The following is a 19,713-nucleotide window of genomic DNA, read 5'->3' on the forward strand; positions in this document are numbered from 1 at the left end:
AAATTAACCTTTTGCTTTAGCTATGATTTCTTCAGCAACGTTTTGTGGAGTAGCTTGGTACTTCTCTAATTCCATAGAAGAAGTAGCTCTTCCTGATGAAAGTGTTCTTAGAGTAGTTACGTATCCAAACATTTCAGAAAGTGGAACAGAACCTTTGATTACAACAGCTCCATTTTTCTCTTCCTGACCACTGATTGTACCTCTTCTCTTGTTAAGGTCACCAATGATGTTACCCATATATTCTTCTGGAGTTACAACTTCCAGTTTCATAATAGGCTCCATAATTACTGGCTTAGCAGCACGTCCCGCTTCTTTAAATCCTAATTTAGCAGCCATTTCGAAAGAAAGTGCATCAGAATCCACTGCGTGGAAAGATCCATCTTTAAGAGTAACTTTAATACCTTCAACTTCGAAACCAGCCAATGGACCGTTCTTCATTGCAGCTTTAAATCCTTTTTCAATTGCAGGAACGAATTCTCTAGGAACGTTACCACCTTTGATCTCATTGATGAATTCTAAACCAACTTTACCTTCGTCTGCAGGTCCTAGTTCAAATACAATGTCAGCAAATTTACCTTTACCACCAGATTGTTTTTTGTAAACTTCTCTGTGTTGAGCAACTTTTGTTAAGTTTTCTTTGTACTCTACCTGAGGTTGTCCTTGGTTTACTTCAACCTTGAATTCTCTCTTCATACGGTCAACAATGATATCTAAGTGAAGCTCACCCATACCAGAGATGATCGTTTGTCCAGAAGCCTCGTCAGTTCTTACAGTAAACGTTGGATCTTCTTCAGCCAATTTAGCTAAAGCGTTACCCATTTTATCCTGGTCAGCTTTAGTTTTAGGCTCAACAGCGATACCGATTACCGGATCAGGGAAAACCATCGATTCAAGAATGATTGGGTTTTTCTCGTCACACATCGTATCACCAGTTTTGATAGACTTGAATCCTACCGCTGCACCAATATCACCAGCTTCAATATATTCTACTGGGTTTTGCTTGTTAGCGTGCATCTGATAGATTCTAGAGATTCTTTCTTTATCTCCTGAACGAGTGTTCAAGATATAAGAACCAGCATCTAGTCTTCCAGAATATGCTCTGAAGAATGCTAATCTTCCCACGAACGGGTCAGTAGCAATCTTAAATGCCAAAGCAGAGAAAGGCTCATCTACAGATGGCTTTCTTGTAATTTCAGCATCTGTTCTTGGGTCAGTACCTTTGATATCATCTTTATCCAATGGAGAAGGCAAGTATTTACATACTGCATCCAACATAAACTGTACTCCTTTATTCTTGAATGAAGAACCACAAGTCATTGGGATAATAGATAAATCGATAGTAGCAGCTCTCAATGCAGCATTGATTTCTTCTTCTGTAATTGAATCCGGATCTTCAAAGAATTTCTCCATTAAAGTCTCGTCATATTCAGAAACAGCTTCTACTAATTTCTCTCTATATTCAAGAACTTCATCTTTCATGTCTTCAGGAATTGGAACTACCTCGAAAGTAGCACCTTGTCCAGCTTCATCCCAGATGATCGCTCTGTTTTTAATTAAGTCAACTACACCTTTGAAATCTTCTTCAGCACCGATTGGTAAAACGATTGGAACTGCGTTAGATCCTAACATATCTTTAACCTGGTTTACCACGTTAAGGAAGTCAGCACCTTGTCTGTCCATTTTGTTTACGAATCCCATTCTAGCAACTTTGTAGTTGTCAGCAAGTCTCCAGTTTGTTTCAGACTGAGGCTCTACTCCATCTACTGCAGAGAATAAGAATACCAATCCATCTAATACTCTTAAAGATCTGTTTACTTCTACAGTGAAGTCAACGTGTCCCGGTGTATCGATGATGTTGAAGTGATAAGCTTTAGTATCAGCTAAAGGTTTTCCTTGGTCTGTTGGAAAGTTCCAAGAACAAGTAGTTGCAGCAGAAGTAATAGTAATACCTCTTTCTGCTTCCTGCTCCATCCAGTCCATTGTAGAAGCACCGTCGTGAACTTCTCCAATTTTGTGGTTTACACCTGTATAGAATAAAATCCTTTCTGTAGTGGTAGTCTTACCCGCATCAATGTGAGCAGCAATACCAATATTTCTTGTAAATTTAAGATCTCTACCCATTTCAGATTAGAATTTAAAGTGTGAAAACGCTTTGTTAGCTTCCGCCATTTTGTGAGTATCAGTTTTCTTTTTGAAAGCTGCACCTTCTTCTCTTGAAGCAGCTACAACTTCGTTAGCTAATTTCAAAGCCATAGACTTATCATTTCTCTTTTTAGAGTAGCTAATTAACCATTTCATTGCCATAGAAATTTTTCTATCAGCTCTGATTGGCATAGGGATCTGGAAGTTAGCTCCACCTACTCTTCTAGAACGTACTTCTACGTGAGGCATAACGTTAGTTAATGCATCTTTCCAGATTTCAAGTGCAGTTTTTTCAGTTTCTCCTTTTTTAGTTTCTACGATATCTAATGCATCATAGAAAATTTTGAATGCGATAGACTTCTTACCGTCTAGCATTAAGTTGTTTACGAATCTCGTTACCAATTGATCATTAAACTTCGGATCTGGTAACAACGGTCTTTTTTTCGCTTTTGTCTTTCTCATTGCTTCTGTACCTTATTTAATGATTATTTTTTCTTACCTTTTGCAGGAGCTGCAGCAGCTTGTCCTGGTTTAGGTCTCTTAGCTCCGTACTTAGATCTTCTCTGAGTTCTTCCATTTACACCAGCTGTGTCTAATGCACCTCTTACGATGTGGTAACGTACTCCCGGTAGGTCTTTCACCCTTCCGCCTCTAACCAATACTATCGAGTGCTCTTGAAGATTGTGTCCTTCGCCCGGGATATAGGCGTTAACTTCTTTACCGTTTGAAAGTCTTACCCTTGCTACTTTTCTAAGTGCAGAGTTAGGTTTCTTAGGTGTAGTAGTATATACTCTCGTACATACACCACGTCTTTGTGGACAAGAATCAAGGGCAGCCGATTTGCTCTTCTTGGCAAGCGTGGCTCTTCCTTTTCTTACTAATTGTTGAATAGTAGGCATTTAATTGCTTTTTATTTTAGGGTGCAAAAATAATAATTTTTTTTTAATTAACAAGCAGTTATGTGCAAATAATCTTTTTTATTAAAAATTAATTAACAGAGACTTACATTTAATCAACGATTGTGACGGTAACGTTTTTATTCCAATTAAATTTTTTAATATTTTGTTTCAACTGCTCAAGGTTCTTTATATTGATAGCGTAGATGGAAACTTCCAGTCTTGCCACCGTTACTCTTTCTTCAATTTTCAGAACAGCTGCTTTTTTCCATCCTGAAGGAACATATCCCTGAAGCCAGCCTTCATATACAACAGCAATATCATATCTATGATCAGTACTGTATTGAGTAAGAAAGTTTCCGAATTTTGCGTCAAACTTCTTTTTCCCTTCATTAAAGCTGATCGTTTCCACAGAACCTAAACCGGCAATATCAAGCAAATGAATATTGGTATAATAACATACAGCCCCGATATCATTGGCTACAACTTTAGAATCATTATAAAACTGATGTAGAAATTTTGCAGACTGTACCTGCTGCTCATAAATATTCTTCCCTCCACCTATCATAATCCTGTGAGCAACTCCTCCTTTATATATAAGAAGTAATGCATTGACCGCAATCAGTATGGTGATTATCTTTTCTTTTTTAATATAATTATTGAAATCCGAAAACAGTTCTTTACACTTTGGAATCAATGTCATACAAAATCCGGTAAGGATATAAGCTTCATAACGCAAATGCCCTTTCAGATCAGCAAACATGCAGTGACAGATCATCAGTAAGGAAAACACGATCAATAAAAAATTATCCTTCAGGGTGTCCTGTAACTTCTTTACCCCGAAATCTCTATAAACCAAAATGGAACAAAGTAAAACAGGAAAAATACCTACTTTATAAAAACTGATATTCAGCAGAAGATTATCCAGTAGAATTACTTTAAGCTGCTGTATTATATTGGAATCAAAACTCAGTCTGGTGCCTTTCACCACAACAGAATTTGGAAAAAAATAACCATCCTGCTGGTAATTATAAGCACAGAAAGCTATGATAGGTATAAATCCTAGCAACAAAACCAATACTGCATCTTTCCATTTCCTGACAAGAGCAAACATAAATGCCAGAATCACAAAATAGAACATACTTTCAAAGCGCACCAATCCCATCAGCAAAATACTGAGATAGAAACCAAACATTACTGTTTTGCTCTGTTTTAGGTGATAAAAGCAAAAGATATTAATAACAAATAAAAATACCTGGAAAACATGCTCCATTCCTGAAAGAAGATTGATCTGAAGAACAATAAAAAATACCGTGAAAAGAACAGCAAGAACCGTTTCTTTTACTCCCTTGAGAACCTCAGCGTAGTATATAGAAAGGATATATATAATGCCGGCACTGAAAATACTATTGAAATACAATGGAATCTGATCATTATTTCCAAAAGCAGTAATCAGCACACTGAGGATATAAGTAAATAATGGCGATGAGGATGTAGAGGAAAACTGGTATTTCGTCATTCCCCAAATATCATAGAGCGCAAAGTTCTTCGCAATAGCAAGATGAATATAAGCATCATCCAAAAGATAAGTGTAATGTCCATCTGTTTTCATCGCTGAACTGATATAGTAAAACAGACAAACGGAGAAAAAAAGAATTAAAGACCATAAAAAACTGCGTAATCCTACGTTTTGGAGTGCTTTCATGATTAATGATAAATATAAGCTTCAAAGATAAGCATCATCTGCTGTAAACCCACAATCCTAAATAATTATTCATAAAGACACCTTCTTTGAGACTCTACAATACATCCAAACTATTTTAAAAAACTTTATGATAGTTATCTTCTATTGATAAACCTGGTAGTTCGGCACGATATTTCGTAAATTTGGGATAGATGAGAAAAACAATCATTCAGTATCACAATACTTTTCTTACCAATCAATATATTATTGATTAAATACGACTCTAAAAAATAAATATATACATATGAAAAACGCTAGTATTATCGGACTTAAAGAAGCCGACTGCAAAAACATTTCAGAAAAATTAAATATCCTTTTAGCCAACTATTCCGTGTTTTATCAGAATACAAGAGGTTCTCACTGGAACATCAAAGGTGATCAGTTCTTTACTCTTCATCCAAAGTTCGAGGAACTATATAACAGTCTTGTTTTAAAAATTGATGAAATTGCTGAAAGAATCTTAACATTAGGAGCAACTCCGGCTCACAACTATTCGGATTACTTAAAAGTAGCAACGATTAAGGAAAGTAAAGAAGTATCCGATGGCACTAAAAGTGTTGAGCAAATCTTAAGTTCTTTCAAAGTAGTTATTGATCTTCAAAGAGAGCTTTTGGACATAACTGACCAAGCGGGAGATGAAGGAACCAATTCTCAGATGAGCGACTATATTACAGAGCAGGAGAAAGAAGTTTGGATGTACAATTCCTATCTGGGAAAATAAGTTAATGAATATCCTCGAAATATTTCAAAAAAATCGCCTTACATTTAGGCGATTTTTATTTTAATTCTCTATATTTGCGTTAAAATTACACATATTATGAACGACGTAAGACTAAACTCTATCCTAGATAACGATTTCTATAAAATAACCATGCAGAATGCTGTGGTGAAACTATTTCCTAATTCTATTGTAAAATATGAATTTATCAACAGGGGTAAACACCACTTTCCGCCGGGGTTTGATCAAGCTTTAAAAGAAGCAGTGAATAAAATGGCTGAACTGAAGCTTACCAAAGATGAAAAGAAATTCATGGCAAGAACCTGCCCTTATATTGATTTACCTTACCTTGATTTCCTTGAAGGTTATCATTATGACCCATCTGAAGTAAAAATTCATCAGGAAGGAGGTGATCTTTCCGTGATCGTTGAAGGTCTCTGGTACAGAACAATTCTTTGGGAAGTCCCTTTATTGGCTTTAATCAGCGAACTTCATTACGAAATGAATCATATGGAAAGAGATTCTAATGATGTCGTAATGAGCAAAACAATCGAAAAGGCAGATTCTCTGGCAAGATTAGGCGTTACCTTTGCCGAATTCGGGACCAGAAGAAGACATTCTTATAAGGTACAAAATCTGGTTATGGAAGCATTGACCAAGAAAAAAGAGTCTACTTTTATCGGAAGTTCTAATGTACATTTTGCAATGAAATATGGTGTAAAGCCAATCGGAACGCATGCTCATGAATGGTTTATGTTCCACGCTGCGGAATATGGCTTCAAAATGGCGAATGAACTGGCTTTGGAACACTGGGTAGATGTATACAGAGGGGATCTGGGAGTTGCCCTTTCAGATACTTATACTACAGATGTTTTCTTCCAGCAGTTTGATAAAAAATTTGCAAAACTTTTTGATGGTGTACGTCATGATAGCGGCGACGCGTTGGAATTTGCAGATAAAACCATTGCTCATTATCAGAAAAACGGCATCAACCCGATGTTTAAATATATCATCTTCTCTGATGCTTTAAATCTTGAAAAAGTAGAGGAAATCACCAATTACTGCCGTGGAAAAATAGGTATTTCTTTTGGCATAGGAACCAATCTTACGAATGATGTAGGACTGAAACCAATGAATATTGTTATGAAACTTATCGGTGTTCAGGCACCCAACAAGGAATGGATTCCTACGGTAAAACTTTCTGATGAGCATGGTAAATATACGGGAGACCCTAAAATGATTGAACTTGCCAAAGAATTTTTAAGAATAAAAAACTAAAAAATATGAGACTGAGAATATTCCTTTCCTTTTTTATTTTTGTCATAGGCTTCACTTTTGCCCAGCAAAAAAAGGAAAAACCGAAGTTTAATCAGGAACTCGCAACTTCATTAGGTGCTGATAAATATGGTATGAAAGCCTACACGATTGTTATGCTTACCACAGGCACAGCAAAGATTGAGGACAAAGCCAAGATGGGAGAACTGATGAAAGGGCACATGGGGAATATTCAAAAGCTTGCCGGCGAGGGTAAAATAGTAGTTGCAGGACCTTTTTTGGAAATGAATAAAGAAAACTACCGTGGCATGTTTATATTCAATACAAAATCTAAGGAGGAAGCGGAACAATGGGTGAAAACTGACCCGGCAGTTCAGGCTGGTGTTTTCAGTTATGAAATCTTCCCATGGTATGGTTCAGCAGCATTACCTTTATATCTTAAACATCATGATGAAATAACACAGGAAAATCCTTAATATCTCATCCATAAATAATAGAGGCTTTCATTTTTGAAAGCCTCTCATTTTTTAATAATCTATACACATATATGGTCTATTGGGCTGTACACAGCAATATGGATTGCTGCAGAAAGTATACCCAGGTTTACAAACTCCATATTCTAATGGAACCTCGCAGTTGGTATATTCACCACCATTGATAGACTTTAATTCTTTCCTGTTTAAAGCTTTTACGTTTTTCATAGTTATTTAGTTTAGTGTTAATTTCCTACTCTTTAAGATTTTCGGATACCTCTTATTTATTTCTCTTTAAAATGAATTAAATATACAATATAATTATCAAAATACTATATTTCAAATGATTATATTAAATAAAATTAAAATTCCTCATAAATATTTCTTTATCAAATGATTTATTTTTATTAATTTAACATTATTAAAAAAAACATAGACCATTCATTATAAGACTATTACAAAATAAACTCATATTAAAAATGAATCACATGAAAAAATTAAACTTATCTCCGCTTTCGAGAACAGATCTGAAAGAAGTATTCGGTGGTTATTTATATCCGGCACCATGCCCCGGAGGATGTCCTGGAGAAGCCATGATCCAATGTCCTGACGGCTCAACCACTATGACTAATTTTATATGCATGGGAGACCAATGTGTACCAGCTGCAATGTGTAAACCGTTGATTCTTGAACCTTTTCCGGATCCGATTGTAATTATTCCATAACTGATAAACAATATAGGTGAGCTTTCCGGCTCACTTTTTTATTATCTTTAAAGTAAAGAAACCATACCATGAAAACTATTGAAGAGGTCCTGAAAAAGCTCGATGAAATAATCATCTGGTGTAAAGAAAATAAAAGCTCTGCAGGATATTTTGCCTGTACCTACAGAATTATGACAGCTCAGGTTCTGAGGGGAATTCAACAAAAAAAGTTTGAGGATAATCTAAGAATGATCCTGCTTGATATTGCTTTTGCCCAAAGATATCTTGAAGCCTGGGAAAATTACAGCAAAGGAAAAAAATGTAGTAACTCTTGGTATATTGCTTTTGAAGCAACCAAAAATAAAGATTTTCTGATACTGCAACATATCTTCCTAGGGATGAACGCCCATATTAATCTGGATCTGGGAATTTCAGCGGCAACCATTATGCCTTACCGAAAGATCAATCCATTGAAAAAGGATTTCGAAAATATTAATAATGTTATCGCTTCTATCAATCAAAAGGTTCAGGATTCTCTGAATAAGATATGCTATCCGGTTGAACTCATAGATCAGCTTTCTAATGGAAAGGATAATGCCGTACTTGACTTTGCGATTTCAAAAGCAAGAGATACTTCGTGGGCAACAGCTGTTATCACATCAAACACGCCTAATTTTCTGAGAGAATCTGTTATCAATATTGTAGATTATGCGGCGGCAAAAGTAGCCTCACAGATTTTGAATCCGAAAATCCTCACTCCTGCCCTTCTCAAAGAATTAAAAAAATGCGAAAGTAATGATGTGGTAAAAAATATTGAAATCCTGGAATCGACAAAGGCTATCTAGTCTAAAAATAAAAGGTCGGGATCTTCCTCACGGATCCCGACCAAATAATGAACAAATAAAAAAGAAACTATATTGCTTCTTTATGCTTTTTGCGATAAGCATAATAAAATACAATCGGTAATACTGTAAATGACAGCAGCATACAAATGATTAATCCTCCTACAATCATGATTGCTAAGGGTTTTTGGATTTCAGAACCCATTCCGTTGGACATAGCTGCCGGCAGAAGCCCCATAGAACCCATCAGGGCAATCATTACCACCGGACGTATTCTGCTTTTTACTCCTTCGGAGATTGCTTCTTTAAGAGACATTCTGTTCTGAAGATTTTCTTTCATCACTCCAATGAGGACGATACCGTCAATAGTAGCGACTCCGAAAAGAATGATAAAACCAATTCCCGCAGAGATACCAAAAATGGTTCCCGTAAACCAGAGTGATAAAAATCCGCCAATGAAAGCAAATGCCAGTGTAATGGAAGAGATCAATGTGTCTTTTAGATTTCCAAAGTTGAAATACAACAGCATCAGAATCAATACAAGTGAAATAGGGACAACCATTGCCAATTGTTTTGCGGCTCTTTCTTTACTTTCAAATTCTCCTGCCCACGTCATTTTATGATTTTTAGGAAGTTTTACTTCTTTATCTACTTTTTCTTTCGCTTCTTTGATTGTACTTCCCAAATCACGCCCTTCAATATTGAAGCCTACTCCGATATACCGGCTGTTACCTTCACGATAAATAAATGATGGACCGGTATGATAATCAATGGTTGCAATTTCCTTCAATGGTACTTTTTTATTATCCTGGGTTGGAATTAAAATATTTCCCATTTTTTCAGGGGTATCACGATAATCTTTTTCAAATCTCAGCATGACATCAAACATTCTTTCCTGTTCGTAAAACTTGGTAGCTGCCTGTCCGCCAATCGTCATTTCGATTACGGCTTGTGCATCGGCTGTAGAAACTCCGTATTTTGCCATTTTTGAATCATGAAGCTGTATTCTTAATTCAGGAAGTCCGATATTTTTAAAAACATTGACATCTGAAATTCCGGGAACAGTTCTGATAGAGTTTGCTACCTGATTAGCATAGTTTTCCAGTTCAAATAAATCATTCCCAAATATTTTAATTACCAATGGCGCTTTCACTCCTGCTACATATTCTTCCACATTATCCTGAATCGGCTGGCTGAATCCAAAGTTAATTCCCGGATATTTTTCAAGGGAGCTTCTCATTTCCTCAAGAAGTTCTTCTTTGGATATTTTCTTTTTCCACTCTTTTTCAGGTTTCAGCTGGATATTGAATTCAATATTGAAGAATCCTGTAGGGTCTGTTCCATCATTGGGACGCCCGGTTTGGGTCATCACGAATTTCACTTCGTCATACTTCATCAGGATGTCTTTCATTTCTTTAGTCAGTCGTACAGATTCATCCAGATTTACACTATTGGGAAGCGTGGCACGTACATAAATAGCTCCTTCATTCAGTTTGGGTAAAAATTCTGATCCGTAGTTTGAAAATCTCCATCCGCAAATTGCTAACAGGGTGAGAAAACCGATAATAAAGCCTTTCTTATAAAGAATACTGAACTCATAAATTCTATAGATATTCACTCTAAAGAATCTTGAAATAAAGTTTTCCTTCTCTTCAATATTTTTAGTCAATAAAAGCTTACACATTGCCGGAACATATGTTAAACTCAGAATTAATGATCCCAATAAAGCATATCCTAAGGTAAATGCTAATGGTGAGAACATTTTCCCTTCTACTTTCTGGAATGAGAAGATTGGTAACAAGGCAACAATCAGGATCAGCAAGGCAAAGAAAATATAGCTTGCTACACTTCCGGCACTCTTCTTAATAATTCCAAGCTTAGAAATTTTATTGAATCTTCGAAGTCCTATTTTCTTAGCTTTAAGCTCAAGCGCAACAAATACATGTTCTACAATGACGAGCGTTCCTTCCAACAGCAATCCAAAGTCAAGCGCACCCATAGAAATAAGGTTAGCCGGAAGTCCCTGGATTTTCAGCATAATAATTGCAAAAAGGAATGCCAACGGAATCACAGAAGCCACAATAAATGTCGTTCTCCAGTTGTACAGGAATATAAATACAATGATGGAAACCAAAATAACACCTTCAATCAGGTTTTTGGAAACGGTGTTTACAGTAGTATTCACTAGCTCGGTACGATCAATAATCGGAACAATCTGAACATCTCCTGGTAATTCTCCGCCATTCAGTTCTTCTATTCTGTCTTTAAGTCTTGCGATTACTTCACTTGGATTCTCACCACGAAGCATAATTACAATGCCTTCTACGACGTCATTTTCTTTATTATAACCTACCTGTCCTAATCTTGGCTTTGCAGAGATTTTCACTTCAGCCACATGTTTTACCAAAATAGGTGTAGAGCCTTTTACTTCGATCTGAATATTTTCAATATCTTCTTTTTTCTCTAAAAGACCGATCCCCCGCACTACATAAGCCTGATCTCCTTTTGCAACAACATCTCCTCCTACATTAATATTACTCCTCGAAACTGCTTCATACACATCCAGGGGGGAAAGGTCATAATTGTGCAATTCTGTAGGATTAATTTTTATTTCATATGTTTTTTCTTCACCGCCAAAGCTTACAATATCAGCAACTCCGGGAACGGCAAGCAATTCTCTTTCAACCACCCAATCCTGAATCGCTGTCACTTCTTTGATGGGAAGTTTACTTTTAATAATATATCTGTAAATTTCACCGGTTGCTCCAGATGGAGGCTCAATACTATATTCAGCGCCGTTTGGAAGGTCTACATTCCCAAGTTTATTGGATGCATATTGCTGGGCATAAAAATCATTGACATGATCATCAAAAATTACTGTAACCACAGATAATCCGAATAAAGAAATAGAACGCACCGAAGTTTTATTGGGAATGGCATTCATTTCTTTGGAAATCGGAAGGGTAACAAATTTCTCTATTTCCTCGGCACTCCTTCCAGGCCATTGGGTAATTACTCTTACTCTTGTATTCGTAACATCCGGAAATGCTTCAATCGGAGTATGTATATAAGAATAGATTCCTCCAAGCAGCAAAAGAAACGTCCCTAAAAGAACAATCAGTGAGTTCTTTAAAGAAAAGGAAACTATATTCTGTACAAATTTTCGCATTACTTCTTGGAGTTATTTAATTGTGTTTTCAGATTTTCGTAGATCAGTAATCCATTGGATGCGATGACGTTTTCACCTTGGTTTAAGTTTCCTTCCACATAGATGTATTGACTGTTGGAAGCAATCTCTGTTACAGGTCTGATCTCCAATTCACAATCTTTTTTGTATACCACTACATAGCTCTGGTTATTATCAAAAATTAAAGCTTTTGCTGGAATTGCCAGAGCACTTTTGTTCTGGGAATTAACAGGTAAGACAACATCTGCAGACATTCCCGGTCTTAGCTTCATTCCGTTATTATCCATAATAATTTTTGCCTTCAATACTCTTTCATTTTCATTAAAAACCTGAGAGATATTATTGATCTTTCCTGAAAAGCTGTCATCAGGATATGCTAGCGTCTTTACAACAACCGGCTGATCCACATAAACATGTCTCATATTGGTAGCATACACATTTGCCATTACCCAAACCTTATCCAGATTGGAAATAGTAAAAAGCTGATCTCCGCCAGCCGTTACAGGCATTCCTTTGGAAATATTTTTAGTAATAACATATCCGTCTGCTGGAGCTTTAATCTGAATGGTATTGCCTCCCGCTGAATACAGCTGCATATTTTTCTGAGTTTTGGAAATATTAGACTGTAATATGGTAACTTCTGCTTTTGCTTCCTGAAGATCTTTTTGCGAGGCAATATCATCTTTGTACATAGCTTCTACGGATGCCAGTTTTCTTTTTGCTACGGCAAGCTGTGCCTGTAATGTCTGGGTGTCGTCCTGCATTTCATTCACCGCTGTACTTTTTACACTAGCCAGCACCTGCCCTTTTTTCACATAATCTCCCAAAGAGAAATAAGTATCTATGACAACTCCATCTACAAGACTTACAAACGGAACTGTTTTATCAGAATTACTTTCTACTTCCCCGGTAAGCGTTATACTTTCTTCAATGGGAAGCATTTCTGCTTTGGCAAGTTTAATATCTTTTTTAAGCTCTTTACTGATACAGTAGCCTTTCTCTGCTTCAGTATTCTGCTTTTGATCTTTACAACCTGTAAGCGTAATTATGGCAGACAGGTATATTACTGCAATATATTTGGTAGTGTTCATTATCATAGATGTTTATGTTTTTTGATAAGGAATGAGGAGTTTTATTTAAAAAATCAAAATGCCTTATAAATCTTGTCCTACAACATATTGCAGGTTTTCATAGTATTGATTGAGTTCTTTTTTAGTATCAAGAATGATCATCTTATTTCCGATATAAGTATCCAGAAAGTCCATATATTCAAGCATGCTGATGTTCCTTAACCTGAAATTCTTTTCATGACTTACCAGCAAACCATCTAATGTAGATTCGTAAGTATCATCTATTTCTTCAGAAACTTCCTGAGTCCGAATATAATTTCTAAAGACTGAAACAATTTCATTCTCAGATTTCAGCATACTTTTGAGGGTTTCATTCTTACTTTTTTCAATCTCAAGTTTCGCTTCCTGAATATTCCCTTTATTTCTGTCGAAAATAGGGAGGTCAACGGAAAGACCTAACCCAATGAAATCTTTCATAATATTTCCACCGCGATCATATCCTATTGAAACTGCCACATCAGGTGTTTTCATCGCATTCTGAATTTCAAGATTCTTCGCTGCGTGTTTTTCTTTATTTCTAGAGATCAGGATATCCGGACGGTTTTCTTTCGCTTTCTCTAGCCATTGTGTCAATTCAACTTCTGAAAGCTGTTTCTCCGGCATGGTAAAAGCATCCGAAATGACGAGATAATGGTTAGAAGGAATCATTAACAAAGATTTCAATTCTGCCTGCTGGTCCTCAATTTCCTGCTTTAGCGAAACAAGCTTTTTCTTAAACTCAATTTCCTGTGCCTTCAGACGAATATATTCCGCCTTACTGATATTCCCAAGATTTAATTGATTATTATAAGACTTGGTTAATTTTTCGATAGAAGCAATTTGTCCATGATAAATTTTCTGCTGTTCCTGATTATATAAAATCTCAGTAATCGTATTCCTTAACGTCTTCTTGAGCTCACGCAATACTTCCTGCAATTCATACTTCTCACCTTCTACTTCTATTTTCTGTAGCTCAATATTTTTTCTTCGTTTTCCAGCCGTTTGAATGACCTGCTCTATTTCCGCAGAGATCTGAGTATTCTTCCCCCAATTCCCGATAAGCGCAGGCTGTTCTTCGATATCATAAGTTCTCCAAAGATTTACCTCACTAATGCTTAAGGTAGGATTAGGCCAGTATTTAGCCTGTACAGCTCTTGCTTCAGCCTGAGAAATTTCAAGCTTCTGAGCAATAAGATCCAGGTTTTTGGATAGAAAAATTGTTTCAGCTTCCTTTCTGTCAATTTTCAAAGTGTCTGAAATCTGAGCTGAAAAGAAACTGAAACAAGGAATATAAAATAGTGTAAAAAAGATTTTCTTCAAGGTCTTTATTTTAAGACCACAAAGCTATTCGTCTAATATTAGAGGGAATTTCGAGTGAAATTAAAATTCAATTAGTTCAACATTAGAGTTTGATTAGAATGCTTTTCTGAACATGAATTTATGGAGAGATAGGAGATCAATTCTGATGATTAAATTATTGAATACGCCCGCTGATTAAGAAGATTCAGCAATTTTTTTAAAACAAAAATTCATTCACGGATAACACGATATCCACAATATTATTTTTTTACAAAAAATAATAGAAACGGACTTTAGTCCGTTTACTGTGTATTAAAATCCAAATGGCTTTAGCCGGACTTAAAATTTTCAGATCAGGGAAAAACAAGTAAAACATTTGTTCCCACATTTACTGTGGAATCAATTTTCATTATAATATGGTGATGATCAAAAATACTTTTAGACAATGATAGTCCAATACCACTCCCTTTAATATCATTCACATTCTTCCCTCTGTAAAAAGTATCTGTAATTTTTAAAAGATCTTCAGCATCAATTCCTTTTCCCTGATCTTTAACCTCGATATTCAGCTTGTTATCATTTTCAGATAAAGTGATAACTACGGGATGATCCTGAGAATATTTAATAGCGTTTTCTACAATATTATAAAGGGCAAGATATAAAAGAGTCTCATTCCCTGGTAATTCAAGCAAAGTTGGTTTTGCGACAAGAAGTTCTATTTTGAGGGTTGAATGTTTCTCTTTTGCTTTAGGTTCCAGTTTTTCATAAATTTTCCAGATCAGCTCATCTACTCTCACCTGCTTATGAGAAGATTCAAGCTTGGTCATTCCTGACATCAAAAGAAGATTATTGAGTATATTTTCAATCTCATAAACGTTTTCCAAAGATTCTCTGGCTACCTTCTTATACTCTTCAGGAGTTCTATCTTTTTGAGCAAAAACTTCAAGATTACCGGAAATAGCAGCGAGTGGAGTTTTAAATTCATGAGACACATAATTGATGAAATTCTGCTGTAATAAAACGTTTTCAGAAATACGACCTAATAATTTATTGTAAGATTTGATCAGATCTTCAATTTCGTCGTTGGTATTTGTTGAAGTAATGGCTGTAGAAATATTATTGTAATCTACTTTATTAATACGCTCTACAACATTCGAAATTGGTTTATAAACAACCTTTGAAAGATAACGGCTCAAAAAATAAATTGCCAGCAGCCCGATAATAAGCACAGAAACCATAATAATGGAAAGGCGCCAGATCTGCGATTGAAAAGAATCATTCGGTGACTTTACGAAAACAACAAAATCTCCCTGATTATCCGGATAAAAAATTCCATAGTAAAACTGGTTATCAGACATGAACTGCGTTCCTTTATTGTTTCTTGCAGCCTGAAGATGAGAAAGCTTTATATTCCCGTCATTCAGATTCTGACCGAACGTTACTTCATTATTCTGATTATAAACGGCAACTCTGTTATTCTGGATCAGATGGTTGTATTCATTCTTGATCTGCGCATGCCTGTCCTTTGGCAGCTCATCTTTCTCCAGGTAATAAATAGCAGAAATAAGCGCCGTATTCCTTAGCTTTTCAAAATAAAAAATCTTTGTACTGTCATAATAGGCAAAAAATATCACCGCCGATGTGATGATAGAAACAATGCCGAACGAAAGGCTGGAAATAAGGGTAAATCTGCTTCTAAGCGTCATTAATCTTTAATTAAATATCCCGTTCCTTTAACGGTATGAATGATTTTCTGTTCTGTCTCATCAATTTTATTACGGACGTAGGAAATGTAAACATCCACCACATTCGTTGCACTGTCAAAATCTATTCCCCACACATTATGCAGAATCTGAGTTCTGCTCAGGACTTTATTTTTATTCTCCATAAGAAAAGTAAAAAGTTTGTATTCTGTAGGAGAAAATTCAATTTCATTACCATTTTGCGTAACTTTATGAAGATCTGTATCAATCGTAATCGTCCCACAGGACAGAAGATGATCTTCTTTCTGATAACTTAATTTATTACGCCTTGTTAAAGCTTTAATCCTTGAAATCAGCTCTTCAAAGTGAAACGGTTTAGATAAATAATCATCCGCTCCCAAATCCAGCATCTTAATCTTATCATCAGGACTGTTCAGCGCACTTAAAACCAGAATCGGAGTATAATTTCCTTTGAATCTTATAATTTGGGTAAGCTGCATTCCATCCAATCCGGGGAGCATTATATCCATTAAAATAATATCAAAATCATAGGTATGAAGAATTTCACGGGCTTTTTCCCCGGAATCGGCAAGCGTAATATTGTGTCCCGCCTCAGAAAGCCCTTTCAAGAGGAAACTGCTAATTCTCTGATCGTCCTCTACCAATAAAATATTCATAATGTTTCTGAAATTTCCCATAAATATAGGGATTCTGACTGAAGAACGGAAGCCAGAAGAATCTACCACAAAGTTTTCCGAACTGAATGACAGGATACAAACTTCCAGCCTTTTTTCATAATTTTGAAGAATGGAGATGACATATTTACTTATCGGATGTATTGCGGGTGGAGCATTAGGAGCCATTATTTTATACTTTGCCCTGAAATCTTCTATGGTTTCAAGAAGCTCTTATGATGAATTAAATTTCTTACACATCAAAAATAAATCTGATCTGGAAAATTCAAATACAAAGATCCAGGAGCTTGCACAAAACCTTACCAAAGAAAAAGAATTACATATAGAACAACAAGATCTTTTGAACGATCTTAAAAATGAATTTGCTAAAATCTCTGCTCAATATTCTTCATTGAACACTCAATTTCAGGAGCAAAAACAAATAATCACCAAACAGGAATTCCAGATAGAAACTCTCATTGCCGAGAAACAAAATTTCTTTGCTAAAAATTCTGAGCTTTCTGCACAAAATGAAAGTCTCCAGAAATCCCTTAATACTCAAAAAGAAGAAATTACAAAAATTCAGGAAGCATCCAAACTACAGTTTGAAAACCTTGCTAATAAAATTCTGGAAGAAAAAACAGAAAAGTTTACTACTTTAAATCAAAATAACTTAAAAAATATCCTTGAGCCGTTTCAGGAAAAAATCGCTGACCTTAAAAACAGAGTTAATGAAGCATATGAAAAAGAAAACAAAGAACGCTTCTCTCTTGCAGAAAAAGTAAAAGAACTTGCAGAACTGAATCAACAAATCTCGGAAGATGCTAAAAAATTAACCCGCGCATTAAAAGGAGAAAGTAAAACCCAGGGAAATTGGGGCGAAATGATTCTGGAAAGCATCCTTGAAAAATCAGGATTGGTAAAAGGTAGAGAATATTTTTTGGAACACGAACTTCGTGATGAAGATAATAAAGCACTATTTTCAGAATTTTCCGGTAAAAAAATGCGTCCCGATGCTGTTGTAAAATATCCGGATGAAAGAAATGTCATCATAGATTCTAAAGTTTCTCTTACAGCTTTCACAGAATTGGTAGACGAAACCGATCAGGATGTTTATTTGATGAAACTTAATCAGCATTTAGGTTCCATCAAAAACCATATTATGCAGCTTAGCCAGAAAGCTTATGACGATTATGGAAAATCACTGGACTTTGTGATGATGTTTATCCCAAGTGAACCCGCTTATATTGCAGCAATGCAGGCAGATCAAAACCTTTGGAACTACGCCTACGAAAGAAGAATCCTTCTCCTTAATCCAAGTAATCTTATCACTTCTCTGAAACTGATCGCAGATCTTTGGAAACGCGAATACCAGAACAGAAACTCCCTTGAAATTGCAGAAAGAGGAGCAAAATTATACGACAAATTTGTAGGATTCGTGGATAACCTTGAAAAAGTAGGAAGGAATCTTGATCTTGCCAAAAATGTTTACAATGATGCTTATAAGCAACTCTATACCGGAAATGATAATCTTGTGATCCAGACTCAAAAACTGAAATCATTGGGGATTAAAAACAAAAAGGATCTTCCACAAAGCCTTATTGACAATAGTAATTTGATAGAATAAAAATCGAAATGCCATGAAAAAATCCAATCTCATCTTATTAATATGTCTTCTGCTTTATCTTGCTTCCCTTCCCTTCACAGCAGTATATACAAAAGACCATGAAATGAGCGGACTAGCCTGCGCTTTATTTGGATGGACAGAAATGGAGGGCGGCGGAATTGCGTGGCTGGCAAATCCACTTCTCTTTTTTGCCGCTTTTTTTCTTCTATTAAAAAACACTAAAATATCAGCAGTGATCAGCCTGATTGCCTTTGGACTTACCTTTTGCTATTTATCCGTGGGCGAAATTACCGTCAACGAAGCAGGGCACAAATTTCCCATCACAGGATATGGACCTGGATATTTTCTTTGGATGGCAAGCTGCTTCAGTTTATTATTAGGCAGCATTACTCTTATGATTACTTCCAAAAAAGTTTAGGATCAAAGCCTACACAGTATATTGGTTAAAATTTGTAAAAAACTAAGGCATGCTTTCTTTCACACCATATCCTAAATCACAATCTATAAAAGAGATATTATTTTCCTCTATGGCAGCAGGAATTTTAGTATATCTTTTCCTGATAATTTTCCAGCCATTTGGTACGGAAAGCTTCCATCACCCTTACAAATACCTTATTCTATTTCCTTACACTGTTATTTTTGGAGCAGCATTCTTTACTTCAGATCTTTGCACTTCCCGGGTTAAGAATTGGAATATCGTCTCAGAACTTTTAAAAATACTTCTTATTTTATTTCTGGCATCTAGTCTTTCTTATTTTTATAATTCATTATTTATAAGTCATGTAGAGCTTAGTTTTGAAAACTATTGCTACATGTTTTTGTACTCCCTTTCTGTAGGTATTCCTATTTCTGCTATTTATATTTTATCAAGATATATTTATTTAAATTCTCATAAGTATATACCTAAAAATAAAACTATAGAGCAGATTGATCTTCCAAAACATTCAATTAACACTATTCTTAGTATTTCTGTAAATAATACAGTCTTAACTATTGCTGAAAAAGATTTATTATGTATTCAGTCTATGGAAAACTACTGCACTTTATATTATTTGGAAAACAAAACTGTTAAAAAAATATGGCTTAGAATAAGTTTATCCAATATATTGACTCAGGTACAAACTCAAAACATTACAAGATGTCACCGTTCTTATATTATCAATCTGGAAAAAGTAAAGAATCTTAGAGGAAATGCCCAAGGCTATAAATTATTTCTTCAGGAAATAGATTTTGAAATTCCGGTATCGCGAAGTTTTATATCCATAATAATTCCTCAATTACAACACCTTAAAACATAAAGGTTTGCTATTGGTCACTATT

General features: G+C 35.6%; 18 protein-coding genes. 8 read left to right on the top strand and 10 right to left on the bottom strand.

Translation table 11 applies throughout. The annotated features are described in order from the left end of the window. Positions 1-3: 3 nt before the first annotated feature. From fusA to AC5YGG_RS00480, 4 genes are all read right to left on the bottom strand, one after another. The gene (gene fusA, locus AC5YGG_RS00465; RefSeq protein ID WP_496142465.1) at positions 4-2,121 is read right to left on the bottom strand and encodes an elongation factor G; all 2,118 of its coding nucleotides are present in this window, start codon (positions 2,119-2,121) and stop codon (positions 4-6) included. 6 nt (positions 2,122-2,127) lie between these two features. Further along, positions 2,128-2,604: a 30S ribosomal protein S7 gene (rpsG, locus tag AC5YGG_RS00470; RefSeq protein ID WP_027371737.1), complete on the bottom strand. Its 477-nt coding sequence runs from the start codon at positions 2,602-2,604 to the stop codon at positions 2,128-2,130. A gap of 23 nt (positions 2,605-2,627) precedes the next feature. Further along, positions 2,628-3,041, bottom strand: coding sequence for a 30S ribosomal protein S12 (gene rpsL, locus AC5YGG_RS00475; protein ID WP_002983146.1), 414 nt, complete (start codon positions 3,039-3,041; stop codon positions 2,628-2,630). A gap of 109 nt (positions 3,042-3,150) precedes the next feature. Continuing rightward, positions 3,151-4,743, bottom strand: coding sequence for a DUF8728 domain-containing protein (locus AC5YGG_RS00480; protein ID WP_496142466.1), 1,593 nt, complete (start codon positions 4,741-4,743; stop codon positions 3,151-3,153). A gap of 283 nt (positions 4,744-5,026) precedes the next feature. On the opposite strand from AC5YGG_RS00480, the gene AC5YGG_RS00485 reads away from it, so the two are divergent. From AC5YGG_RS00485 to AC5YGG_RS00495, 3 genes are all read left to right on the top strand, one after another. Continuing rightward, entirely contained in the window at positions 5,027-5,503 is a 477-nt protein-coding gene (locus AC5YGG_RS00485) for a Dps family protein (protein ID WP_496142467.1), read from the top strand. A 96-nt stretch (positions 5,504-5,599) separates the two neighbouring features. After that, a complete protein-coding gene (pncB, locus tag AC5YGG_RS00490; protein WP_496142468.1) occupies positions 5,600-6,778 on the top strand; it encodes a nicotinate phosphoribosyltransferase in 1,179 nt (392 codons plus the stop codon). 5 nt (positions 6,779-6,783) lie between these two features. After that, positions 6,784-7,251, top strand: a complete 468-nt coding sequence (locus tag AC5YGG_RS00495) for a YciI family protein (protein WP_496142469.1) — start codon at positions 6,784-6,786, stop codon at positions 7,249-7,251. 51 nt (positions 7,252-7,302) lie between these two features. Here the strand turns inward: AC5YGG_RS00495 and AC5YGG_RS00500 are convergent, their stop codons facing one another. Continuing rightward, complete coding sequence (locus AC5YGG_RS00500; RefSeq protein WP_496142470.1) at positions 7,303-7,476, bottom strand: hypothetical protein; 174 nt, start codon at positions 7,474-7,476, stop codon at positions 7,303-7,305. Between the two features lie 260 nt (positions 7,477-7,736). Between AC5YGG_RS00500 and AC5YGG_RS00505 the strand changes: the two genes are divergently transcribed. Continuing rightward, positions 7,737-7,973, top strand: a complete 237-nt coding sequence (locus AC5YGG_RS00505) for a hypothetical protein (protein WP_496142471.1) — start codon at positions 7,737-7,739, stop codon at positions 7,971-7,973. A gap of 68 nt (positions 7,974-8,041) precedes the next feature. Continuing rightward, entirely contained in the window at positions 8,042-8,797 is a 756-nt protein-coding gene (locus tag AC5YGG_RS00510; RefSeq protein ID WP_496142472.1) for a DUF5995 family protein, read from the top strand. A 67-nt stretch (positions 8,798-8,864) separates the two neighbouring features. Here AC5YGG_RS00510 and AC5YGG_RS00515 read toward each other — a convergent pair whose 3' ends face one another. From AC5YGG_RS00515 to AC5YGG_RS00535, 5 genes are all read right to left on the bottom strand, one after another. Continuing rightward, the gene (locus AC5YGG_RS00515; protein WP_496142473.1) at positions 8,865-11,963 is read right to left on the bottom strand and encodes an efflux RND transporter permease subunit; all 3,099 of its coding nucleotides are present in this window, start codon (positions 11,961-11,963) and stop codon (positions 8,865-8,867) included. Continuing rightward, positions 11,963-13,072, bottom strand: a complete 1,110-nt coding sequence (locus AC5YGG_RS00520) for an efflux RND transporter periplasmic adaptor subunit (RefSeq protein ID WP_496142474.1) — start codon at positions 13,070-13,072, stop codon at positions 11,963-11,965. The genes AC5YGG_RS00515 and AC5YGG_RS00520 overlap by 1 nt, the downstream gene beginning before the upstream one ends. Before the next feature lie 63 nt (positions 13,073-13,135). Next, positions 13,136-14,410: a TolC family protein gene (locus tag AC5YGG_RS00525; RefSeq protein WP_496142475.1), complete on the bottom strand. Its 1,275-nt coding sequence runs from the start codon at positions 14,408-14,410 to the stop codon at positions 13,136-13,138. A 332-nt stretch (positions 14,411-14,742) separates the two neighbouring features. After that, positions 14,743-16,095 carry a HAMP domain-containing sensor histidine kinase gene (locus AC5YGG_RS00530; RefSeq protein WP_496142476.1) on the bottom strand — a complete coding sequence of 451 codons (1,353 nt, stop codon included), beginning with the start codon at positions 16,093-16,095 and terminating at the stop codon, positions 14,743-14,745. Further along, the gene (locus AC5YGG_RS00535; protein ID WP_496142477.1) at positions 16,095-16,955 is read right to left on the bottom strand and encodes a response regulator transcription factor; all 861 of its coding nucleotides are present in this window, start codon (positions 16,953-16,955) and stop codon (positions 16,095-16,097) included. Before AC5YGG_RS00535 ends, AC5YGG_RS00530 begins: the two co-directional genes overlap by 1 nt. Here AC5YGG_RS00535 and AC5YGG_RS00540 point away from each other — a divergent pair. Genes AC5YGG_RS00540 through AC5YGG_RS00550 form a run of 3 tightly spaced genes read left to right on the top strand, consistent with a single transcriptional unit; the run spans position 16,900 to position 19,691 of the window. Further along, complete coding sequence (locus AC5YGG_RS00540; RefSeq protein WP_496142478.1) at positions 16,900-18,393, top strand: DNA recombination protein RmuC; 1,494 nt, start codon at positions 16,900-16,902, stop codon at positions 18,391-18,393. The genes AC5YGG_RS00535 and AC5YGG_RS00540 overlap by 56 nt on opposite strands. Positions 18,394-18,406: 13 nt before the next feature. Continuing rightward, a complete protein-coding gene (locus AC5YGG_RS00545) occupies positions 18,407-18,811 on the top strand; it encodes a hypothetical protein (RefSeq protein WP_496142479.1) in 405 nt (134 codons plus the stop codon). A gap of 49 nt (positions 18,812-18,860) precedes the next feature. Beyond that, the gene (locus tag AC5YGG_RS00550) at positions 18,861-19,691 is read left to right on the top strand and encodes a LytR/AlgR family response regulator transcription factor (protein WP_496142480.1); all 831 of its coding nucleotides are present in this window, start codon (positions 18,861-18,863) and stop codon (positions 19,689-19,691) included. Positions 19,692-19,713 lie beyond the last annotated feature (22 nt).

This window comes from Chryseobacterium sp. CS2K3, from assembly GCF_059515185.1.